At 52.0% G+C, this 19,575-nt stretch carries 23 protein-coding genes and 6 tRNA genes; 20 read left to right on the top strand and 9 right to left on the bottom strand.

What is annotated here, in order from left to right; genetic code table 11:
• Positions 1-38 precede the first annotated feature (38 nt).
• Genes D568_RS0114425 through rlmM form a run of 3 tightly spaced genes read left to right on the top strand, consistent with a single transcriptional unit; the run spans position 39 to position 1,946 of the window.
• Positions 39-275 carry a YheU family protein gene (locus D568_RS0114425; RefSeq protein WP_020210319.1) on the top strand — a complete coding sequence of 79 codons (237 nt, stop codon included), beginning with the start codon at positions 39-41 and terminating at the stop codon, positions 273-275.
• On the top strand, positions 268-897 hold the full coding sequence (locus D568_RS0114430; protein ID WP_020210320.1) for an alpha/beta family hydrolase: 630 nt from the start codon (positions 268-270) through the stop codon (positions 895-897). The genes D568_RS0114425 and D568_RS0114430 overlap by 8 nt, the downstream gene beginning before the upstream one ends.
• Positions 894-1,946 carry a 23S rRNA (cytidine(2498)-2'-O)-methyltransferase RlmM gene (gene rlmM / locus D568_RS0114435; protein ID WP_020210321.1) on the top strand — a complete coding sequence of 351 codons (1,053 nt, stop codon included), beginning with the start codon at positions 894-896 and terminating at the stop codon, positions 1,944-1,946. Before D568_RS0114430 ends, rlmM begins: the two co-directional genes overlap by 4 nt.
• Here rlmM and D568_RS0114440 read toward each other — a convergent pair whose 3' ends face one another.
• Both D568_RS0114440 and D568_RS0114445 read right to left on the bottom strand, forming a co-directional pair.
• A complete protein-coding gene (locus D568_RS0114440; RefSeq protein ID WP_020210322.1) occupies positions 1,947-2,228 on the bottom strand; it encodes an antibiotic biosynthesis monooxygenase family protein in 282 nt (93 codons plus the stop codon).
• Positions 2,229-2,329: 101 nt separating this feature from the next.
• Positions 2,330-2,725, bottom strand: a complete 396-nt coding sequence (locus D568_RS0114445) for a hypothetical protein (RefSeq protein WP_020210323.1) — start codon at positions 2,723-2,725, stop codon at positions 2,330-2,332.
• Between the two features lie 145 nt (positions 2,726-2,870).
• Here D568_RS0114445 and tusA point away from each other — a divergent pair, with 145 nt between their 5' ends.
• The gene (gene tusA, locus D568_RS0114450; protein WP_020210324.1) at positions 2,871-3,116 is read left to right on the top strand and encodes a sulfurtransferase TusA; all 246 of its coding nucleotides are present in this window, start codon (positions 2,871-2,873) and stop codon (positions 3,114-3,116) included.
• A 47-nt stretch (positions 3,117-3,163) separates the two neighbouring features.
• Here tusA and D568_RS0114455 read toward each other — a convergent pair whose 3' ends face one another.
• Positions 3,164-3,859, bottom strand: coding sequence for a hypothetical protein (locus D568_RS0114455; RefSeq protein ID WP_020210325.1), 696 nt, complete (start codon positions 3,857-3,859; stop codon positions 3,164-3,166).
• Between the two features lie 192 nt (positions 3,860-4,051).
• Between D568_RS0114455 and D568_RS0114460 the strand changes: the two genes are divergently transcribed.
• Genes D568_RS0114460 through D568_RS0114480 form a run of 5 tightly spaced genes read left to right on the top strand, consistent with a single transcriptional unit; the run spans position 4,052 to position 8,787 of the window.
• Entirely contained in the window at positions 4,052-4,621 is a 570-nt protein-coding gene (locus D568_RS0114460) for an elongation factor P hydroxylase (RefSeq protein ID WP_020210326.1), read from the top strand.
• Positions 4,618-5,514 carry a 5'-3' exonuclease gene (locus D568_RS20285; protein WP_020210327.1) on the top strand — a complete coding sequence of 299 codons (897 nt, stop codon included), beginning with the start codon at positions 4,618-4,620 and terminating at the stop codon, positions 5,512-5,514. Before D568_RS0114460 ends, D568_RS20285 begins: the two co-directional genes overlap by 4 nt.
• Positions 5,515-5,525: 11 nt before the next feature.
• Complete coding sequence (locus tag D568_RS0114470; protein ID WP_020210328.1) at positions 5,526-6,674, top strand: 4-phosphoerythronate dehydrogenase; 1,149 nt, start codon at positions 5,526-5,528, stop codon at positions 6,672-6,674.
• A 56-nt stretch (positions 6,675-6,730) separates the two neighbouring features.
• The gene (locus D568_RS0114475) at positions 6,731-7,864 is read left to right on the top strand and encodes an ATP-NAD kinase family protein (protein WP_245551641.1); all 1,134 of its coding nucleotides are present in this window, start codon (positions 6,731-6,733) and stop codon (positions 7,862-7,864) included.
• Positions 7,861-8,787: a class I SAM-dependent methyltransferase gene (locus tag D568_RS0114480; protein WP_020210330.1), complete on the top strand. Its 927-nt coding sequence runs from the start codon at positions 7,861-7,863 to the stop codon at positions 8,785-8,787. The genes D568_RS0114475 and D568_RS0114480 overlap by 4 nt, the downstream gene beginning before the upstream one ends.
• Before the next feature lie 25 nt (positions 8,788-8,812).
• Here the strand turns inward: D568_RS0114480 and D568_RS0114485 are convergent, their stop codons facing one another.
• Together D568_RS0114485 and D568_RS0114490 are read right to left on the bottom strand one after the other, a co-directional pair.
• Positions 8,813-9,277 (bottom strand): hypothetical protein, encoded by a 465-nt coding sequence (locus D568_RS0114485; RefSeq protein WP_020210331.1) that lies wholly within the window; start codon positions 9,275-9,277, stop codon positions 8,813-8,815.
• A gap of 15 nt (positions 9,278-9,292) precedes the next feature.
• Positions 9,293-10,507, bottom strand: coding sequence for a pyridoxal phosphate-dependent aminotransferase (locus tag D568_RS0114490; RefSeq protein ID WP_020210332.1), 1,215 nt, complete (start codon positions 10,505-10,507; stop codon positions 9,293-9,295).
• A 103-nt stretch (positions 10,508-10,610) separates the two neighbouring features.
• Between D568_RS0114490 and msrB the strand changes: the two genes are divergently transcribed.
• Positions 10,611-11,009 (top strand): peptide-methionine (R)-S-oxide reductase MsrB, encoded by a 399-nt coding sequence (msrB, locus tag D568_RS0114495; RefSeq protein ID WP_020210333.1) that lies wholly within the window; start codon positions 10,611-10,613, stop codon positions 11,007-11,009.
• Here the strand turns inward: msrB and D568_RS0114500 are convergent.
• Entirely contained in the window at positions 11,006-11,770 is a 765-nt protein-coding gene (locus tag D568_RS0114500) for a hypothetical protein (RefSeq protein WP_020210334.1), read from the bottom strand. The genes msrB and D568_RS0114500 overlap by 4 nt on opposite strands.
• A 247-nt stretch (positions 11,771-12,017) precedes the next feature.
• On the opposite strand from D568_RS0114500, the gene D568_RS0114505 reads away from it, so the two are divergent.
• The 4 genes from D568_RS0114505 (at position 12,018) to D568_RS0114520 (ending at position 12,382) form a co-directional block, all read left to right on the top strand.
• Positions 12,018-12,093 (top strand) — tRNA-Glu (locus D568_RS0114505).
• Between the two features lies 1 nt (position 12,094).
• Positions 12,095-12,170, top strand: a tRNA-Gly gene (locus D568_RS0114510).
• A 58-nt stretch (positions 12,171-12,228) separates the two neighbouring features.
• Positions 12,229-12,304: transfer RNA gene (locus D568_RS0114515), tRNA-Glu, on the top strand.
• Between the two features lie 2 nt (positions 12,305-12,306).
• Positions 12,307-12,382: transfer RNA gene (locus tag D568_RS0114520), tRNA-Gly, on the top strand.
• Between the two features lie 175 nt (positions 12,383-12,557).
• Here D568_RS0114520 and D568_RS0114525 read toward each other — a convergent pair.
• Positions 12,558-12,962, bottom strand: coding sequence for a PA2817 family protein (locus D568_RS0114525; protein ID WP_020210335.1), 405 nt, complete (start codon positions 12,960-12,962; stop codon positions 12,558-12,560).
• 46 nt (positions 12,963-13,008) lie between these two features.
• Between D568_RS0114525 and D568_RS0114530 the strand changes: the two genes are divergently transcribed.
• From D568_RS0114530 to queF, 3 genes are read left to right on the top strand one after another with little or no spacing between them, the layout of a single operon-like run.
• Positions 13,009-13,947, top strand: coding sequence for an ABC transporter ATP-binding protein (locus D568_RS0114530; RefSeq protein WP_040516913.1), 939 nt, complete (start codon positions 13,009-13,011; stop codon positions 13,945-13,947).
• On the top strand, positions 13,937-14,710 hold the full coding sequence (locus D568_RS0114535; protein ID WP_020210337.1) for an ABC transporter permease: 774 nt from the start codon (positions 13,937-13,939) through the stop codon (positions 14,708-14,710). Before D568_RS0114530 ends, D568_RS0114535 begins: the two co-directional genes overlap by 11 nt.
• Before the next feature lie 14 nt (positions 14,711-14,724).
• The gene (gene queF / locus D568_RS0114540; protein ID WP_020210338.1) at positions 14,725-15,552 is read left to right on the top strand and encodes an NADPH-dependent 7-cyano-7-deazaguanine reductase QueF; all 828 of its coding nucleotides are present in this window, start codon (positions 14,725-14,727) and stop codon (positions 15,550-15,552) included.
• Here the strand turns inward: queF and D568_RS0114545 are convergent.
• Together D568_RS0114545 and D568_RS0114550 are read right to left on the bottom strand one after the other, a co-directional pair.
• Entirely contained in the window at positions 15,542-16,918 is a 1,377-nt protein-coding gene (locus tag D568_RS0114545; protein WP_020210339.1) for an adenylate/guanylate cyclase domain-containing protein, read from the bottom strand. The two genes, queF and D568_RS0114545, sit on opposite strands and share 11 nt — an antisense overlap.
• Positions 16,919-17,010: 92 nt before the next feature.
• Positions 17,011-18,174, bottom strand: coding sequence for a coiled-coil domain-containing protein (locus D568_RS0114550; protein ID WP_020210340.1), 1,164 nt, complete (start codon positions 18,172-18,174; stop codon positions 17,011-17,013).
• 148 nt (positions 18,175-18,322) lie between these two features.
• On the opposite strand from D568_RS0114550, the gene D568_RS0114555 reads away from it, so the two are divergent.
• The 3 genes from D568_RS0114555 to D568_RS0114565 all read left to right on the top strand — a co-directional run bounded on the left by D568_RS0114555 (position 18,323) and on the right by D568_RS0114565 (position 19,568).
• A complete protein-coding gene (locus tag D568_RS0114555) occupies positions 18,323-18,886 on the top strand; it encodes a nitroreductase family protein (protein WP_020210341.1) in 564 nt (187 codons plus the stop codon).
• A 107-nt stretch (positions 18,887-18,993) separates the two neighbouring features.
• Positions 18,994-19,081 (top strand) — tRNA-Ser (locus tag D568_RS0114560).
• 410 nt (positions 19,082-19,491) lie between these two features.
• Positions 19,492-19,568 (top strand) — tRNA-Arg (locus D568_RS0114565).
• Positions 19,569-19,575 lie beyond the last annotated feature (7 nt).

Consider the following 19,575-nt stretch of genomic DNA (forward strand, 5'->3'; position numbering starts at 1 on the left):
CGTTGAGTAGTAAGGCCATAACCATATCATAGGCGAGTATGATCATTCCTTACCAGCATTTACCTGTCAGTACGTTACAGGCTTTGTTAGAAGAATTTATTACCCGCGAGGGCACCGATTATGGCGAAAGTGAGATTGAGCTGGGTACCAAGGTCACTCAGCTGCGCGATCAGCTAAAGCGCCAAGAGGTGGTGATCGTCTTTGATCCTGCCATGGAAACCACAACTTTGGTGGCCAAACGCGAGGCTGAGGCTATGGGGCTTATGGATGAATAAACTCAATCTTTTGTTCGAGCGCTCATCTGCCAAGGCGCCGGTGTTGGCCTTGGCTCACGGGGCTGGCGCGCCTATGGACAGTGAGTTTATGAATCACTACAGCGCCGCGTTAGTGGCTGCAGGGGTCAGCGTATGCCGCTTTGAATTTCCGTATATGCAAGAGCGCCGCAATAGCGGTAAAAAGCGCCCGCCCGATCGCCAGCCGATATTGTTAGAGACTTGGCATAGGGTGCTGGATGCATTGGCTAATGAGCGGTTGTTTATTGGTGGTAAATCCATGGGCGGGCGTATGGCTGCTACGCTGAGCGTTGAGCGCGAGCAGGCGGGGGTGATTTGCCTTGGCTATCCTTTTCATCCGCCCGCTAAGCCCGAAAAATTGCGCCTTGAGCCCTTACAGGAATCAACTTCGCCGATGCTGATTATCCAAGGCAGTCGAGATAAATTAGGCAACCGCGAAGAAGTGGCTGGTTACTCATTGGCGCCAACGGTGAAAGTGCACTGGCTGGATGATGGCGATCATGATCTAAAGCCCAGAGTAAAAAGTGGCTTTACCCATCAATCACACATTCACACCGCGGCACAGTTGACCGCAGACTTTATTTTATCTGGAGAAGGTTCGTGAACCACCTGTATCTGCATTGCCGCCCCGGCTTTGAAAAAGAATGCGCCGCTGAAATCACCGATTTGGCCAACGCCGCTGGTTTTTTTGGTTACAGCAAAGCCGAGCCCGGTACTGCCTTAGTCACTTACGTCACACACGAGCCAGAGGGTGCTTATAAACTGATTCGTCAGCTAATGTTTGCCGATCTTATTTTTGCTCGCCAGTGGTTCGCTGGTACGCCGGTTGCGTTACCTGACCCCACGGACCGCCTGACACCACTGTTGGCTGAAACTCAAAAGTTGCCAGCGTGTTGCGAATGGTGGAGCGAAACTTTAGATACTAACGACGGCAAAGCGCTGTCGGGATTAAGTAAGAAATTTGCCAGGCCGTTTACTCAAGGCTTAAAGGCGCACTCGCTACTGAGTGCGGGCAGTAAGTTGCGTTTACACCTGCTGTTTTTGTCAGGCAGTGAAGCGCTACTGGGCGTGTCACCGCTAGCCAACAGCGCGCGTTGGGCCATGGGCATCCCCAGGCTTCGCCAGCCTTCGCAGGCCCCTAGCCGGGCCACCTTAAAGCTGGAAGAGGCCTGGCATCATTTTATTCCCGCCGCCGAATGGGAGCAGCGCCTGGCCGGTGGTATGCGCGGCATTGATTTAGGCGCTGCTCCCGGCGGGTGGACCTGGCAATTGGTGAATCGCGGTATGTTCGTTGATGCGGTCGATAACGGCCCCATGGCCGACTCGCTGATGGAAACGGGCCAGGTAAAGCATCATGTGGTGGATGGATTTGTTTACCAGCCCAAAAAGCCAGTGGACTGGCTGGTGTGCGATATCGCCGATAAACCCGCTCGGGTGGCGCAAATGATCGGCCAAAGGGCCGTGCAGGGGCAGTTTCGCGAGGCTGTATTTAATTTAAAACTGCCCATGAAGCAGCGCTACGCCGAAGTGGTAAAGCTGCGCGAACGGCTGCAGGCGCTGTTTGCTGAGCACGAGCTGAGTGCCGAGTTGGCGTTTCGCCAGCTTTACCATGACCGGGAAGAGGTGACCGGCCATATTCGGATAACGAGCTGATTACTTTTTCAATAGCGTGATTTTTTCAAAATCCGCAAGGGTGGGGTTAAGCTGGTTTAAGGTGTCATGTCGCTCGTCGCTGTAGTACCACTGTTTCCAGTCGTGCAGCGAGCGCCACTTCGACAACAAATAGCGATGGTTGGGTCTTTGGATGTCTTCCAGTGTCTCGCCATTGATAAAGCCAGGGGCACGGTGCGCCGCTTCCAACGCTTGTTGTGCGGCTAAATCGTAATTGCCTTCCATGCCATCGGCGATGTGTCTTTCAACCAAAACGTAAATCATTGCGGAGCTAGCCTTTTATACCGGTTTAGGCGCACGTCCGATACAATGGCGCCTGTGCTTTTATTGTAACGTAAAACCGTAAAGGCGAAAGGGGTAAAGTGCTAGTGTATTTCGCCGTGTTGAATTATCCATTCAGCCAGTTTTATCCATTCGTTAAGCAGTTTGTGGATTGACTGGATGGATTGTTGCGAGTGCAGAGGTGTGTTGAGCCAGCCATTTCCTATCTCGGTGAGCGAGGCGATAATGTCGCCAATTTGGGTGGCGCCCAGACAGTTGAAAAGTTCATAAACATCAATTCGTTGCTCTCTATACAAAGGCTGCTCTTGTAAGAGTTTTGTCAAAGAGTTGGCCAGCGCGGGTTGAGGTTCACGTAGTAAAACAGCGGTTAACTGCAGGGTGTGGTGGTTAAACCCGAGCAATGAGATGGGCTTTTCGATAGAGCTTTGATACAGCGATGGCATGATACAGACTCCCGCGCCACAAGCGCGCAACGCCATGAAAACCGGCACCTTGCGGTACCTGCAACTCGTCGCTGTTAGAAATGGTGTTGGGGTAAACGGGCGCAACAGTGCAAGTTGCATCACGTTAAAGTTTAGCAACGGATGCTCGGGGCAGCCGTAAATTGATAGATGATCTAACGCTATGAAACAAGAGATTGATAATTTTTTAGACACCAGCGGATTATTGTGTCCAGAGCCCGTTATGATGCTGCATCAGGCCGTGCGCTCAATGACGGCGGGGCAGGTTATTGAAGTCAAGGCCACGGACCCATCAACGACGCGCGACATTCCCAAGTTTTGTTTGTTTTTAGGGCACGAACTGCTGGAACAAGGCGAAGCCGAAGGTGTGTTTAATTACACCATTCGGCTGAAAAAAGAAGAGTGTTAACCCGCCAGTGATAATTGTCGGGTTAAGATATTAGATGCGAGGCTTACTTAGTTTTCGTCAACTAGCATGGAAATTGCCGCCAAAGCTTCCGGGTCTTCCGCTTTGATTTTGTTGGCGATTTGATGCTGGAAAAAATAACGAAATTCATCGTTAAGCTGCGCCGAGTACAAACAGTCGTCACCGGGTAATACGGGCGTGCTGCTGACTTTACTGGCATCGGTAAGCATGCCGTAAATATTGCCATCGTGCAGCAGACGCCAGCTGACAACCTCCACCAGAGTTAACTGATGGGTGGTTTCATTGGCCAGAACCGCGTGGGTGCCAATGGTGTCCGGCAGCTCTTGCACGACATCGTCATCATTGTCGCACTCAAGCTCGTAGTATTCGGCGGCGGTTTCCAGCTCAATAATTTTGTGCATGGGCGCGTCGAAAAACACCTCGTCTATACCGGCGTCGTAGTACCCCTCCCATTGACCGTTCAGTGGGTCGAACACATCGGTGCAGGCCACTATATCGTTGAGCCAGGGCACCAGGCCCACCACCTCACCGTTGGCGCGCAGGCCCCAGGCGAGCACTTTAAGGCTAAACAATTTGTCGGGGTTGCTTTCGTTGGAGTAGAGCATCTCCAGGCCGTCTAACTCGGGCGACAGGCGAATAAAACGTTCGTCGTGAAGCTCGCGATAGGATTTGCCAGAGAAAAAGTCCACGACATTGTCGTTGTGGCTTTTTGTGGGGGTCTTCATAATACACCTCCTGGATGAGGCCGATGACATCGCCGAAGGCGGCGTCGGGAAGGCTTGCCGGAAAATTTCGCGCCATCACTACATAAGGTATATCCTAAACCGCTATAGCACAATACTTGTGATGCAAATTTTCCCTAAACATTTTTCACTGATGCAAAGCGCACTTTTGACCGCGCCACAGAGTTTGAGATTTTGACTGCTTTTGCCCACCAAGTTACTCACAATTGCCACGCTTTGGTTCGGATTTTTAATTCCTGTTTCGAGGAAAGCGAGTCCACCTGCTTAACCGGTGGTGCCAGCGAGCCGCTGTATACGCCGGCAGATCAGGGCCAACCCGCCTGTATTTATTTCAGCCACGACTATTTTGCCAGTGCTTTGCACGAGGTTGCGCACTGGTGTGTGGCGGGACCGGCGCGGCGAAAGCTTGAAGACTACGGATACTGGTACGCGCCAGATGGCCGCAGCGCCAGCCAGCAGGCAGAGTTTGAGCGGGTAGAGGCCAGACCGCAGGCGCTGGAGTGGGTGTTTTCGGCCGCAGCTGGGTATCGGTTCCGAGTCAGTGCCGATAACCTGAATTTAGGGCTGGGGCCCTCCGATGATTTTAAAGATGCCATTTTCAGCCAGCTGCAGGGGCTGCGCGAGCACGGTTTGGCACCGCGCGCCGCACGCTTTACGCAGGGGTTGTTGAGTTTTTATCGGCCGGGTTTGGACGTTGCTCAGCTATTGGGTGGCGGCGATACGTTTAAGAGGGACGCACTTTGAGCCGGGCGCCCGTGTGTTTGATCGACGCCTCGATTTACATCTTTCGCTACTATTTCTCTATGCCGCCCAACTGGTTTTGTGAGGATAATGGCCATTCCACCGAAACGGTCTACGGCTATACGAATTTTTTGTTGGGCTTTCTTGAGCAGCATAACCCTCTTTGGGTTGCCGCCTGTTTTGATGAGAGTTTGGGGTCCGGCTTTCGGTATCAACTGTCGCCGGATTACAAAGCTTCGCGTGCGCTGCCCGACGAGGCCTTGGCGTTTCAGCTAGAGGCCTGTAAAACGGCGACGCAATTGCTGGGGGTGCGCACCTTTGCCAGCACCACCTACGAGGCCGACGATTTATTGGCCAGTCTTTATTCTGATTGCACGGCGGAGGATACGGCCATCGCTGTGCTCAGCAGGGACAAAGACTTGGGGCAAATTCTCGCCCGCGAGCAAGACTTTTTATGGGATTACAGTGCTGAGAAAAAGCACTTTGGTGAAGATGTTAAAGCGCGTTTTGGCGTGCCCCCAGATCAAATGGCCGAATTGCAGGCTTTGGTGGGGGATGCCTCAGATGATATTGCCGGGGTGCCCGGTGTCGGTATAAAAACCGCTGCCGCGCTGTTGAACCAGGGGCGAAGTTTGCAGCAACTGCTGGAAGATCCAGGCCAGATTGCCGATTTTCCCATTCGTGGGGCTCGCAGCCTGGCACTAAAAGTGGCTGAATTCAAACCGCAAATCGCACTCGCCTTGCAACTGGTGACGCTAAAAGGTGATTTGGCGCTTATTAAAAGTCCTGCCGAGATTACCTGGAAGAAGCCTGATACGGAGACTTTTACCGATTTTTGCCAGCGTATGGGCTGGCCCGCTGTTGCTAAAAGGGCGCGGCGCTTGATGGATAGATAGGATAAAACCCGATGAAAATAATTGCCGATGAAAACATCCCCTTGGTGGAAGAGTTCTTTGCTGCCGACGCCGAGATTACGCGAGTGCCCGGGCGCTCGCTGACACGAGAGCAGCTGGGCGACGCTCAGGCGCTTCTGGTGCGTTCAGTTACGCAGGTAAACGAAGCCTTGCTGGCGGGCTCGGACATTCAGTTTGTGGGCACCTGCACCATCGGTATGGATCATCTGGATCAAAGCTATCTGCAAAAGCAGGGTATCGCTTTTACCAATGCGCCCGGCTGCAATGCCAATTCGGTGGTTGAGTACGTCTATGCTGCCTTATGTCATTTGAACGTTGATTGGCGCAACCGCACTGTAGGAATCATTGGTTGCGGTAACGTTGGCGGTGCGCTCTACCGGGCGTTAAGAGCCCAGGGCGTAGAGTGCCGCTGCTATGATCCGTTTTTAACGGCGGCGGACAATCCGGATTTAACCGAGCTTGAAGACGTGCTGCAGGCGGATATCGTCAGTATGCACACCCCGCTCACAACCACTGGGCCGTACCCCAGCCGTCACTTACTGACCAAAGAAAAAATGATGCAGCTCGCGCCCGGGGCGGTGTTGCTCAATTGTGGTCGCGGGCCCGTGGTGGACAATCAGGCATTGTTACAGGTACTGCGCACTCGTGAGGACCTGCAAGTGGTGTTGGATGTATGGGAAACCGAACCGAAATTCGCCTTGCCGCTGCTGGATCATGTGCGGCTGGGCTCGCCCCACATTGCCGGCTACAGCTTTGATGGCAAGCTTAAGGGAACTTCCATGATTTACCAGGCGTTCTGCAAGCATTTTGGCTTGGCAGAGCAAACCCGCCTTGGCGATGTCACACCCGCCGTGGCTAACAATCAACTGCACACCGATATCAAGGCCTCCGACTGGGCGGTAATTTGCGATTTGGTGGGGCAGGTGTATGACATTGAAGACGATGACCGCGCCATGCGTAAACTGGCAAGGCAAAGCCGCGACCACGGGGTGGACTTGGGGCAGGGGTTTGATTTACTGCGCAAGCACTACGCGATTCGGCGTGAATTCAATAATTATCAACTAGCGGAGGAGATTAAAAAAGAGCCGCTGGCGAAATCGCTAGCGGCTTTAGGGTTTCATTTGAACAATGAAAGAGACTGACAGATGCGTGAGAACGCGTGTCTGCAGCCACTATAGCCGGCAATTATGAAATATTTATGACCATGCTCACTCTAGGTTTGATCATTAATCCCTTGGCTGGCTTGGGGGGTAGTCTTGCCCTGAAAGGCAGTGATGCGCCGGATACGCTGGCGCAGGCGCAGCAAGCGGGAGTAGAGGCGCAAGCGCCGCGGCGAATGCAGCGCGCTTTAGCCGCGCTGCAGCCCTATACCGACAGGCTGCGTATTGTTACTTACAGCGGTGAGATGGGGGAGTGGCTGGCTCGCACTATGGGCTTTTCCTACCAGCTACTCGGCAGTCCAGCCGGTGCCGTGACAAGCGCGCAGGATACCATCAACGCTGCACGCTGCTGTAAAGACGCGCAGGTGGATTTAATTGTCTTCGCCGGAGGCGATGGCACCGCACGCAATATTGCCGATGCCGTCGGTGTATCGGTGCCGTGTCTTGGGGTTCCCGCTGGAGTAAAAATCCACTCCGGCGTTTACACAACCAGCCCTGAAGCGGCGGGCCGAGTCTTGCAACGCTTGGCGTCGGGCCAGTGGGCGCCTTTGCTGGAGCGTGAGGTGCGCGATATCGATGAACAGGCATTTCGCCGGGGCAGGGTAAAAGCGCGCCACTACAGTGAATTGCTGGTGCCCGAGGCGCCGGATGCTCTGCAGCAGGTTAAAAACGCTGGGGCGGACATTGATGAGCTGATGCAGCTGGATGTGGCTGAAGGCGTCATTGAGGGCCTAGACCCGCAAAACCTTTATTTGGTTGGGCCGGGCTCAACCACCTATGTGATTTTGCAGCAGTTGGGGCTTGAGGGCACACTGTTGGGGGTGGATATGCTGAGAGGCGGCGAGCTGATTGCCAGCGATGTCAACGCTGCGCAGATCCGCTGCGAACTCGATAATCACCACGGACCAGTCAGTATTATTGTCACCGCCATTGGCGGCCAGGGGCATATTTTCGGGCGCGGCAACCAGCAACTGGCCAGCGATATCATTGCCCGCGTGGGTCGCGACAATATAAAAGTGGTGGCCACCACGGAAAAGCTAAAAGCCCTGCAGGGGCGGCCGCTGTTGGTGGATACCAATGACCCTGAGCTTGATAATACCCTCCGTGGCATGATGACGGTCGTTACCGGCTACCAAAACCACGTTCTTTACCCGGTAGGAGATACGCATTGATTCTTGATTCTGCGCCCCTGGCGCGGCTATTGGCCGATTTCGACCAATCACACACCCCTGACAGTCGCCGCTTGTTTCATGGTCGCGGTCAGTGCTACCCGGGCTTTGAGCATATCGTGCTGGATTATTACCATCCGGTCATCGTACTGACGCTGTTTGCAGAGGCCGCTGACAGTGATTTAACCCAAATCATGAATGATTTGGCACCGCTGCTGGCAAAAGGTGCGGCTTGTGTGCTGTTGCAGCGGCGTTATTTGCCCGGCGCACCAGCTGAGGTTTTTTACGGTGAAATGCCCGAGCACTGGTGTGCCCGCCGGGGGAATGTGCGGTTTCAGTTAGCGCTCAACGGGCAGCAGAACCCGGGTTATTTTCTCGATATGGAGCCGGGGCGACAGTGGTTGGAGCAGCGGGCGAATGGCAGGCGCATTCTTAATTTATTTGCCTATACGTGCGCGTTTTCGGTGGTGGCGGTGGCGGCTGGTGCCGAATGTGTGGTGAACGTGGATATGAGTAAATCGGCGCTGGCGCGGGGGCGTGATAATCATCACCTTAATGGGCTCGACAAAAAGCGCAGCCAATTCTTACCCGAGCAAATTTTAAAGTCGTGGAGCAGGGTGAAGCGCCCGGGACCTTACGATATTGTTATTTTTGATCCGCCCAGTTTCCAAAAAGGCAGTTTTGTAGCCACGAGAGATTATGCCAAACTGGTGAGACGCCTTCCTGAATTGATGCCCTCCGGTGGGGAGGTGCTGGCCTGCTTAAACGCCCCGGAGCTTGGGCCTGAATTTATCGCGGAGTTATTCGCCGCAGAGTGCCCGGCCGCCGAGTTTGTGGAGCGCTTGCCGGGCTCGGCGGATTTTCCCGATGCCGAGCCCGAACGTCAGTTAAAGCTATTGCATTACCGGTATCCGGGCTCGCTGTGATGCTTGGCCGTTATGTCGCCATGCGTTAGCGGTTTAGCAGAATCTGCATAATGGCATCCACCGCGTTTGATGAGCCACCTTTAAGGGCGGCGCGCACGAGGTCGATGGCCGGGGCAAAATCTCCGTCGATATCACTGTTGTCCAGGATCGGGTCAAGTTGCGCATTAATGTGCGTAGCCTGATTTGCCAGGCGCGAGCGGCAGCTGATAAAGCCGCTCAGCAAGGTAAAACCTTTATGGGTTAGCGTGACCTGGTCTACCGCCTCCTGCCGAATGGTGTCCTCGTAGCGGATATAGCCTTCATCGGCGAGCCAAATTAACGCACTCAAGCATGCCATGTGCCGCGGGCTGTGAAGGCCAAACTCATCCGGCGAGTCTGGCCCGGCAATGTCTTCCACAAACAGCGTTAGCTTGCGTGGAAAGCAGCCATACAACACATTGAGCGCTTTGGCGGTGTCTTTATGAAAGTCGCTGATATGAATATCACCCATTGGTTTTCCTGCCGGTTACTGCGTGTAGCGTTCGATAAAGTGGCCGAAACGCTCGATGGCTCGGGTGAGTTCATCTTCACGGGGCAAAAAGACGATGCGAATATGGTCCCGCTCGGGCCAGTTAAACGCCGTGCCTTGCACCAGCAGAATTTTTTCCTGGATTAGAAAATCCAACACCATTTGCTGGTCGTCGATAATCTTGTGACGGTTTAAATCGATTTTCGGAAACAGGTACATCGCCCCTTTGGGCTTTACACAGCTCACGCCGGGTAAATCGGCCAGAGCAGCCAGAGCCGCGTCGCGCTGGTCACGCAGGCGGCCGCCGGGAATAATCAACTCGTTAACACTCTGGTAGCCACCCAGTGCGGTTTGCACAGCGTACATGGCCGGTACATTGGCACACAGACGCATGGAGGCCAGCATCTCTATGCCTTCTAAATAATTTCTCGCCTTGTGTTTGGCACCGCTGACAATCATCCAGCCCGAGCGAAAGCCCGCTAAGCGGTAGGATTTTGATAGGCCGTTAAAGCTGATGCAGAGGGTGTCGCGTACCAGCCGTCCCAGCGGCACAAACTCGGTGTCATCGTAGAGAATTTTGCTGTAAATCTCGTCGGCGAAAATAATCAGGCCTTTTTCTTCGGCCAGTTTGACGATTTGCTCCAGCACTTCCTGGCTGTAGACCGCACCTGTAGGGTTGTTGGGGTTAATCAACACAATACCGCGGGTTTTATCGGTGATTTTGGCTTTGATGTCATCAATCGCCGGGTACCAGTCCGATTGCTCGTCACACAGATAGTGCACGGCTTTACCGCCGGCGAGGTTTACAGCCGCGGTCCACAGTGGGTAGTCCGGGGCGGGAATGAGCATCTCCTCGCCGTTGTTGAGCAGCGCCTGCATCGACATCACAATCAGCTCGCTAACGCCGTTGCCGAGATAAATATCCTCGATGTCTACGTTGGGAATACGCAGTTTTTGGCACTCTTGCATGATGGCTTTACGGGCCGCGAAAAGGCCGCGTGAGGCAACATAGCCTTCGGCATTGGGAAGGTTGTAAATGACGTCTTGGATAATTTCATCCGGGGCCGAAAAACCGAACGGCGCAGGGTTGCCGATGTTCAGCTTCATGATGCGATGGCCTTCTTCTTCCAGCCGGTAGGCGTGCTCAAGAACGGGGCCGCGAATGTCGTAGCAAACACCGTTGAGCTTGTCGGATTTTTTAATCGTATTCATTTACAGTAAACTGCCTTCAAATAATGTGAGCCCGGCGTGTTGAATGTACGCCAAATGGTAACAATCATCCTGTTTGCCGGGCGTAGGTGTCAAGGAAATCGTTATGTCCGAGTCCGATAAGTTCTCAGAACAATATTTTCGCGAAAAACTCAGCCCCGAAGAGTATTACGTGCTGCGGGAAAAGGGCACCGAACGCCCGTTCACTGGCGCTTACTGGAATGTATTTGCCGATGGTCAATACCATTGCCGCGCCTGCGGTGAAACCTTGTTTGAAGCCGAGACAAAGTTTGATGCCGGTTGTGGTTGGCCCAGCTTTTACGCGCCGGTTAATGGTGAAGTCATTCACGAAGAGTTTGATGCAAGCCATGGCATGCGTCGCACCGAAGTGCTGTGTAAAAACTGTGGCAGCCATCTGGGGCATGTTTTCCCCGACGGGCCCGAGCCCACAGGTTTGCGTTACTGTATCAACTCAGCGTCGATTGACCTGGAAGAAAAGAGTTAGTCGTAAATCTGTTTTTTCTTCCAGTCATCATCTTCTTCAAACGCTTCCCATTGCTTTTGCGTTTGCTGTTCTTCTTTTATGGTGGGGTCGGGAGTCGCCTGCTGGGCGTTATACTCGGCTTCCAGCTTGTTAATAATAGCGCTGAGCTGCTCCACTTGTTTTTTTACATTCTGTCGCGCGGCTTCTTTTAATAGCAGCTTATGCGCCAAGGTGTAGTAGTGGATAGCCAGGCGAAGCTTGTTGTCGGCTCGTGCCTGCTTAGCTTGTTGGGTGTAACTGTCGATGGTGCTTTGCAGCAGCAGGCGGCGAATCTGTGTGTTGTAATGGGATGCTTCCGCTGATGCCAGTCGTCCCTTTTCACTTTGGTTGGAAATGTAACGCTGCAGCTCTTGCAGTAGCGGACGAATTTGGGAGGCTTGTGCAGACGTTAAGCGGGTTTTCTCGGCGTTGCCGGGCAAGTCTTCAAGCTGCTTATTGAATAGCTGTAATTCGGCATCGTGCCCTGCGTGAGGCTCCAGCTTCATCAGCTGCTCGCTGGTGTTGCATAAAATCCGATAAATAAACTTGTGCAAGTCATTGGATAGAAACCCCACCGGAAAGCTCTTCGCCATATGCTTAAAAAGCTCTAAGCGTTTATGCAGTGCGGTAAGAATACGATTTTGCTGTTTGCGCTTTTTCGCCAAGTGCTGGTTGATAAATACGTAGCAGACCAGCGCGGTCAGTAGAAATACCAGCCCGGCGATCAGATAAACTGACGACATTATGTATTACCGGTGAACAATCAAAGCCCGAGAGTAGCGCATTTTGGCTCATTACGCAGCATTAGGTTTGTATGTGGAGCGCTGGCAGGTGTTCTGTTTGAGCGCCTTTTGAGCGCTTTGTGGCTATCTTGAGCAGTTCGGCAGGGTCTCTAAGTCATTGTTTAAGCTCTTAAAAAAAATCGTGACGAAAGTGTTGACAGCCGGTGCAGGTCTATCTAGAATGCGCCCCTCTTTTGACGAGACGCTTGTCCCCTTCGTCTAGAGGCCTAGGACACCGCCCTTTCACGGCGGTAACAGGGGTTCGACTCCCCTAGGGGACGCCATGCGGAAATAGCTCAGTTGGTAGAGCACAACCTTGCCAAGGTTGGGGTCGGGAGTTCGAGCCTCCTTTTCCGCTCCACTTCCCTTTTACAGGGCAGGCAGTGTCAATGTTAAAAGAGAATTAGGTTAAGTCCTACGTCCCCTTCGTCTAGAGGCCTAGGACACCGCCCTTTCACGGCGGTAACAGGGGTTCGACTCCCCTAGGGGACGCCATTGCGGAAATAGCTCAGTTGGTAGAGCACAACCTTGCCAAGGTTGGGGTCGGGAGTTCGAGCCTCCTTTTCCGCTCCAAATTCAAAAGGGTCAGCGTACTGCGCTGGCCCTTTTTTGGTTTAGCTTTGATCTTCCCAGTTTGTTTGGATGATTTTGGTTAATTCTTGTTGCCGTAGCGGCAATGTAGGCAATAAATTTGCCGCCGACACTGGCAGCCCGCGCCTACCAGTGTGCAACTGTTATACTCTCCCGCCTAATGCAAGCCCAGCACCTTAGTGCGCTCTTGTTCGTAATCAAAAGATCCCTGCGAATGAATAGCGTCGTGTAGCCGTTCATCGAGCCGCTGAAAGAGTTCAATTTCTTCGTCGGGCATGTAGTGCAGGCAGTCGCCACCAAAGTGCCACAGCAAGTCGCGCGGCAGTAATGGCGTCAGATGGGGGTAAGCCGCTATGGTGCGGCACATTACCAGTTGCCCTGTTTCGGCGTAGTCCGTACCGTTTAGGCGAGGTAGGGATTCCAGCTGCTGCAAATATTGCAGTGCATCTTCGTCGCCATCGTCATCTATAAAGGGCGGTTGCTGCTGTACGGCATGAATAAACCGCGCCAATAGTTGTTGAATGGCGTGGCGATAGGTATCGGCGGCGCTGGTGTTGGACATTTTGGCTCCAGTGGGTGTGTTCGGTAATCAACTTTCAGAGGTTATTATGACAGCTGCGCTTTCGATTAAAAATCTGCGCAAAACCTATGGCAATAATTTTGAAGCACTGAAGGGTATTTCTCTTGAGGTTCAGGCCGGTGATTTTTTTGCGGTGCTGGGGCCAAATGGTGCGGGTAAATCGACGACCATCGGTATTATTTGTTCGCTGGTGCGTAAAAGCGCGGGCGAGGTAAGTGTTTTTGGTCATAGCATCGACACCGACTTTTCCTCTGCCAAACAAGAGCTTGGCATAGTGCCGCAAGAGTTTAACTTTAGTCAGTTTGAAAAAGTGCGGGATATTGTGCTGCAGCAGGGCGGTTACTATGGCTTGCCGCGCGCTAAAGCGGCCGAGCAGGCCGACAAGTACTTAAAAAAGCTGGGTCTTTGGGATAAGCGCGATACACCGGCGCGCATGTTATCCGGCGGTATGAAGCGTCGCCTGATGATTGCCCGGGCGCTGGTGCATGAGCCACGGGTGTTGATTTTGGATGAGCCTACCGCTGGGGTGGATATTGAGCTGCGGCGCTCCATGTGGGAGTTTTTGCGCGAAATTAATGCCCAGGGCACCACCATCATTCTTACTACTCATTATCTGGAAGAAGCAGAGAGCCTGTGTCGCAATGTGGCGATTATTGATCACGGTGAAATCGTGCAAAACACCAGCATGAAATCGCTATTAAAGCGCCTGAACAAAGAAGTCTTTGTGTTTGATGTTGAGGGCGAGCTAAAAAAAGCGCCCGAACTGGCCGGCCATATCGTCGAGTGGGTGGATGAGCACTCTTTCGAAGTAGAGGTAGAAAAGGGGCAAAGTTTGAATCATCTGTTTGCCGAGCTAACCCGGCAAGGCCTGGAAGTGGTGAGTATGCGTAATAAGGCCAATCGTCTTGAAGAGTTGTTTGTCTCTTTGGTGGCCAGCAGTCGAGGGGAGGGGACCGATGGAGTTTAATGCTCAGATGGTGGCGCTTGGCACCATTGTTCGTAAAGAGATCAAACGTTTTTCCCGTATATGGGTGCAAACGCTGTTACCGCCGGTTATCACTATGTCGCTGTACTTTGTGATTTTTGGCAAGTTGATTGGGTCGCGAGTCGGGACGATGGATGGCATCAGTTACATGCAGTTTGTGGTGCCGGGGCTGATCATGATGGCGGTACTCACTAATTCTTATACGAACGTCGTTTCGTCTTTTTTTAGCGCTAAATTTCAGCGTTCGATAGAGGAGTTACTGGTGTCGCCGACGCCGAATGTGATTATTTTATTGGGGTACTGCGCCGGCGGTATGGCCCGTGGCTTGTGTGTGGGTGCCTTGGTGACGGTAGTCGCGCTGTTTTTTACTGACATTCAGGTGCATAGCTGGCCTTTAACCGCGGGTATTATTTTTCTGACGTCGCTATTTTTCTCGTTGGCGGGTTTTATTAACGCGGTTTACGCCAATACATTTGACGATATATCCATTGTGCCCACGTTTGTCCTTACGCCACTTACCTATTTGGGTGGGGTGTTTTATTCCGTGAGCTTGCTGCCTGAGTTCTGGCAGTGGGTGTCACATTTAAATCCGATTTTGCATATGGTCAGTGCGTTCCGCTATGGCATGCTTGGTACCGGCGGAGAAAATGTGGGTTTTGCGTTTGCGGGGTTGATCGTATTTACCGCCGTGTTGTTTGCCGTGGGTTTGCATTTACTGAAATCGGGTAAGCGGTTACGGGCTTAAAAGGGTTATATCTTATGGCGACTATTAAAGACAGCCCGCTGGGCAAAAGCAGCGCTTATGTTGCGCAATACGACCCGTCTTTGTTGTATCCCATTGCTCGCGGCGAGTCTCGTAAGGCGCTGGGGCTGAATGATGCGCTGCCATTTTTCGGTGAAGACATCTGGACTGGCTACGAGCTTTCCTGGCTTAACGCTAAGGGGTTGCCGCAGGTGGCGCTTATCGAATTCTGTCTGCCCTGTGATAGCCCGAATATTGTTGAATCCAAATCGATCAAGCTGTATTTGAATTCGTTTAATCAGAGTCATTTTTCGGGCGCGGCTGAGGTTCAGGCGTTGATTACGAAGGATTTATCTCAGGCTGCAGGTGCCACGGTAACCGTGAGTTTACGTTCAGTGAATGAAGTTGATGCGGGGTTTGTTGGCTTTGCGGGGGCTCCGCTTAACGCCACCTGCTTGGACGATTTGGATATACATATCGATGAGTACACTCCCAATCCCAGCCTTCTGTCAGCTACCGCTGGGGAGGGTGGCAGCTTCTTTAGTAACTTATTGAAATCTAATTGCCCTGTCACGGGCCAGCCGGATTGGGCCAGTGTGTGGGTCAGTTGCACCGGGGTCAATATCAATCCTGAAGGGTTGCTGCGCTATATTGTGTCTTATCGTGAGCATCAGGATTTTCACGAGCACTGTGTTGAACGTATGTTCTGCGATGTGCTGGCTCAGTGCCAGCCGACAACCCTTGAGGTTTATGCGCGCTACACCCGTCGCGGCGGCTTGGATATTAACCCGTACCGCGCAACGGCAAAGCAAAGTGCTCCCAGACTGAGGCTGATTAGACAATAACCTTGTCGTCGAGTTTTTCGGCCGCCTTTTTAAGTGCGGTAATAACGCGATCTTTATCGTAATTTTTCACTTTGTCCAGGTCGAGGTACATGGAAAACCCCTCGGCCCGATCTTCAAAATAAGTTTGATTGCGACCCAAGTCTTTGCGTAGCCCAGCCACCTGATACACTTTAACCGGTGCACTGAATCCTTTAACAGTAATGTCACCTTTATCGCGGCATAGCACCGAATCTTTTACCAGTGACCAGGTTTCATGGGAAATCAGAATTTCATCCGGGTCAGCGGCGGATTCCAGGCGGCTTGCCAGGTTTACGTGGGTGCCGAGCACGGTGTAATCCAAATGGCTTGAGGTGCCGAAGGTGCCGACCGTGCAGTATCCGGTATTGATTCCCATACGAATTTGCAATGGCTTTTTAATGCCCTGATTCCACCACTCCTGCTGTAGAGATTTCATGCGTTTTTTCATGGCTATCGCCATTTGTACGCAGCGTAAGCAGTCATCTTTTACTCCTTTGCTTGCGCTATCGCCGAACAGCACCATTACCGCATCGCCCATAAACTTGTCGATGGTGCCTCCGAAGTGGGTGACGATCTTTGTCATTTCCGTCAAATATTGGTTGAGAAGTTCGGTCAGGGCTTCGGCCTCCATCTCTTCCGAGAGCTGGCTAAAGTCTTTGATATCGGAGAAAAAGACGGTGATTTTTTTGCGCTCGGCCTGCAGGGTTTCATCGCGGCCCTGGTTTACGGCTTGCCAAACGGCTGGAGCTAAATAACGAGATAATTTGTAGGCCCGTATTTTATGCCATTTTTGCTCGTTAATAAGTTTGGCGTTGTTAAGTTTTAAGCGGTGGAAGCGCTGATGCATATACGCGGCATAAGCAAGGAAATAGGTAAGAATGCCAATCAAGCTGACGGCACTGATTTCGAAATTGCTGTTAAAAATAAGCTGTGGTTTGTGGATGAGTAGACTGAGCCCAACCCCACATGCGAGAGCGGTGTTATCCTCCAGCCAACGCCTTAAGCCTCCATTCAAAAGCGCGTTGAATTGAACCATGGCGAAAAACAAAATGCTGGGCAATAAAGAGAAGTTAATTAAGTTGAGGATGACTCCGATAATGGCTGCGTCGGCATAGGTAAACCAGCGTTGTACCTTTTGCTGTTGTTTAGGCTCTTGATTACGACTAAAAACAAAACTGCCGTAAGCGTATGCAAGCAAAAAAACAATCGCTGCAATATAGGTCCAGTTGATGTCTTTCCAGTCCATCATTGCTGCCAGTGTTCCGCCTGTGGCAAAGCACATAAGGGTGCGAAAATAATATTGCTGCAGCGTTGTGTCTGAGTGTTTGATGTCGTTGGTTGTAGTCATCGTCAGGGTCTTGGTCTCGCGTAGGGCAGAGTCATCTGGTGCCACATCTTATACATTAAGTGCTGTAGACGTCTATGCTGGCGGTGATTATGTTACCCCTTGCTGCGAAGATCCAAATAGCGTTCTTCGAGTTCGGCGTATTGGGCCTCCAGCTGAGAGTGGCGCTGCTGTAAATCCTGCTGGCCAGCATCCTGTTGGCTGTCTCTTAGAACCTGATTTTCCTTCTCAAGCGAGTCGATGTGGTTTAAAAGATCTTTTGTCTCAAGAGTAAATTGATGCAGGGTGGCGCGCATATCATCCATTTCGTGTTGTTGGTCGATGGTGTTATTCAGCGCTGACTCAAGCTCATTGAGTTTTTGAGTGCTGGCTTCTAGTTCGCTTTCTAGCAGTTGTACACAGGTTTCTGATTCTTTCACGTAACGAAGTTGTTGTTCTAGTTGGTCCTGGAGCTGCTGGATCACGGCTTCTTTTTCTTCTGCGCTTTTAGCGTCCAGAAGTTGCTGTTGCAGCTTGTTAATTATCCGGTGTTGATCGGCGGCTACATTGCGCAGTTTGTTCAGCTCGTCTGCGGTACGTGGGTCGGCACGGGTTAGGGTGATGCGTTCAGGCTCAACACTGGAGGTTGAGGTAGGTTCAGAGCCGGTGGCGGCGATAATGCTGTGATGAATGTCGTCGTAGAGGCTGTTATATTGATTGAGGAGCGCGCTGAATTTTGCGGGATCTTCTACTTCATCTTGCATGGCCATTAATTGTTCGTAGTAGTGCTGCGCCTCAAGGCGGGCAGTTTCCCACTGCTGTTCCATTTCAAAAAATAGCTTTTTAAATTGTTCTAGATTTTGTATGCGTTTTTCAGCTGTTGCCAGTGCTTGATCTTGATTGGGCTCTGCGTTTAATAAATTGAGAAATTTCTCGCCAGCTTGTTCCCATGTTCCCTCGGCAGCCTCTGGCCCTAAGTGCGATAGCAGGTGATAGTGAATGGCTGCTAATTGTGCGCTGGGCGATAGGCTCTCTGTGGGGGTGTTAATATCACCCTCGGGGGCTTGGCTGAAGAAATGTTTGCTGGTGTTTTTCAGTTGGTCTTCAAGTGGAGTTTGGTGCTCGGTGTGCGCCGCTGAACGCTCGAGGCTTAGGCGCAACTGCTCTTGTTGGCGTCTAATCAGTCTGCGTAATTTTCGTATATACAGGTAAATCAGTAGCCCGGCCACAAGAAGTGCCAGGGCTGCTTCTAGCAATACAATCAATAAAATTGATGGCATCAGCAGGTAACCTCGAATAATTGTTATAAATGAGAGATCTTTTTGTCGGTTTATTATGGTTCAAGCGGCTTATATATGCGAACTCTTGCGCCGAAAGCCAGGTTTGGCTTGCTACAATATTGCTTTTGGGTAATTTAGGAGTGCTTTAATGGACGCAGTAACGGCTTTAACGCGGCGGGTATCGGTGGCTAAATTACAAGAGCCGGGGCCCTCCGATGAGCAGTTGTCTCAGTTGATCGGGGCGGCTGTGCGGGCCGCAGATCACGGCCTGCTTCGGCCTTGGCGGTTTTTATTGGTTCAAGAGGAGAGCCGCAATCGTTTGGGTGAGGTGTTTTGTGAAGCGGTGCTCGCCGATTCAGCTACGGTCAGTGAAAGTGTTCAGCAAAAATTTCGCAATATGCCACTAAGAGCCCCTTGTTTAATGGTGGTGATTGCTTCTATTCAAGAGCACCCTAAAGTTCCCAGGCAGGAGCAGATCATCTCGGCAGGAGCGGCGGCACAAAACATTATCAACGCGGCTTATGCTCTCGGGCTTGGTGCCATGTGGCGTACAGGGGACATGGCGTATCACCCTAGAGTATTGAAGGCACTGGGACTGAAGCCACATGAAGAATTGGTCGGTTATATTTATCTGGGGACACCGGTAAATCAACCGGGCGAGCCTAAAGCTGTAGATGTAGCGCCATTACTTCAGCATTGGACTAATAAGTAATTGATTTTATGCCTTCGGTTATGTAGGATTGCGCTCCTCTTAAACAGGGGCTAACTTATTGTTTTCGGCGGATAAACCGCTGCAGGCATTACCCCTGATTTAATGCGGGTGAGGTGGCCGAGTGGTCGAAGGCGCACGCCTGGAAAGTGTGTAACGGGAAACCGTTCGAGGGTTCGAATCCCTCCCTCACCGCCATACAAAAAACCGCCGAAGGTCGACTGACTTTCGGCGGTTTTTTATTGGGTTAAAGGTAGGCGGGAGGCGTTCGGCCGCGCCTCTGCATCCTGCAGTTGCGGCATTTGTGCATCTCTGCACATCAGCCCCGAAATAGCGTTCGATCATTTGCCGGGAGTAAATGGAACCGCTTGAAGGGAGTCGCTCAGTGATTAAGTGTTGAGGCCTCTTCGGCAACATTGAGTCTTTGTTTTTGTTGTGGACTGTTTGCGGCAATTGTGAGGGGCTTTGGGGCTTTGGCTGCGCGCTCAATGATCAACCTGTTCAACCCTTAAGCAAGAGGGGTGGGGAAGTTAGAAAAAAGAGATTTTTTTCTTTTAAGCGCTTGACCTTGCGGGGGGGAATCACTACTATACGCGCCTCCTAACGACGCACTCGTAGCTCAGCTGGATAGAGTACTCGGCTACGAACCGAGCGGTCGGAGGTTCGAATCCTCCCGAGTGCGCCATATATAC

The sequence above is a fragment of the Gilvimarinus chinensis DSM 19667 genome, assembly GCF_000377745.1.
GTDB classification, from domain to species: Bacteria; Pseudomonadota; Gammaproteobacteria; order Pseudomonadales; family Cellvibrionaceae; genus Gilvimarinus; species Gilvimarinus chinensis.

Excerpts from the sequence above, each read along its gene's own strand:
- D568_RS0114425 (WP_020210319.1), top strand. The coding sequence starts at position 39 with ATGATCATTCCTTACCAGCATTTACCTGTCAGTACGTTACAGGCTTTG.
- D568_RS0114430 (WP_020210320.1), top strand. The coding sequence starts at position 268 with ATGAATAAACTCAATCTTTTGTTCGAGCGCTCATCTGCCAAGGCGCCG.
- D568_RS0114440 (WP_020210322.1), bottom strand. The coding sequence starts at position 2,228 with ATGATTTACGTTTTGGTTGAAAGACACATCGCCGATGGCATGGAAGGC.
- D568_RS0114445 (WP_020210323.1), bottom strand. The coding sequence starts at position 2,725 with ATGGCGTTGCGCGCTTGTGGCGCGGGAGTCTGTATCATGCCATCGCTG.
- tusA (WP_020210324.1), top strand. The coding sequence starts at position 2,871 with ATGAAACAAGAGATTGATAATTTTTTAGACACCAGCGGATTATTGTGT.
- D568_RS0114455 (WP_020210325.1), bottom strand. The coding sequence starts at position 3,859 with ATGAAGACCCCCACAAAAAGCCACAACGACAATGTCGTGGACTTTTTC.
- D568_RS0114470 (WP_020210328.1), top strand. The coding sequence starts at position 5,526 with ATGAAAATAATTGCCGATGAAAACATCCCCTTGGTGGAAGAGTTCTTT.
- D568_RS0114475 (WP_245551641.1), top strand. The coding sequence starts at position 6,731 with ATGACCATGCTCACTCTAGGTTTGATCATTAATCCCTTGGCTGGCTTG.
- D568_RS0114485 (WP_020210331.1), bottom strand. The coding sequence starts at position 9,277 with ATGGGTGATATTCATATCAGCGACTTTCATAAAGACACCGCCAAAGCG.
- D568_RS0114490 (WP_020210332.1), bottom strand. The coding sequence starts at position 10,507 with ATGAATACGATTAAAAAATCCGACAAGCTCAACGGTGTTTGCTACGAC.
- msrB (WP_020210333.1), top strand. The coding sequence starts at position 10,611 with ATGTCCGAGTCCGATAAGTTCTCAGAACAATATTTTCGCGAAAAACTC.
- D568_RS0114500 (WP_020210334.1), bottom strand. The coding sequence starts at position 11,770 with ATGTCGTCAGTTTATCTGATCGCCGGGCTGGTATTTCTACTGACCGCG.
- D568_RS0114525 (WP_020210335.1), bottom strand. The coding sequence starts at position 12,962 with ATGTCCAACACCAGCGCCGCCGATACCTATCGCCACGCCATTCAACAA.
- D568_RS0114530 (WP_040516913.1), top strand. The coding sequence starts at position 13,009 with ATGACAGCTGCGCTTTCGATTAAAAATCTGCGCAAAACCTATGGCAAT.
- D568_RS0114535 (WP_020210337.1), top strand. The coding sequence starts at position 13,937 with ATGGAGTTTAATGCTCAGATGGTGGCGCTTGGCACCATTGTTCGTAAA.
- queF (WP_020210338.1), top strand. The coding sequence starts at position 14,725 with ATGGCGACTATTAAAGACAGCCCGCTGGGCAAAAGCAGCGCTTATGTT.
- D568_RS0114545 (WP_020210339.1), bottom strand. The coding sequence starts at position 16,918 with ATGACTACAACCAACGACATCAAACACTCAGACACAACGCTGCAGCAA.
- D568_RS0114550 (WP_020210340.1), bottom strand. The coding sequence starts at position 18,174 with ATGCCATCAATTTTATTGATTGTATTGCTAGAAGCAGCCCTGGCACTT.
- D568_RS0114555 (WP_020210341.1), top strand. The coding sequence starts at position 18,323 with ATGGACGCAGTAACGGCTTTAACGCGGCGGGTATCGGTGGCTAAATTA.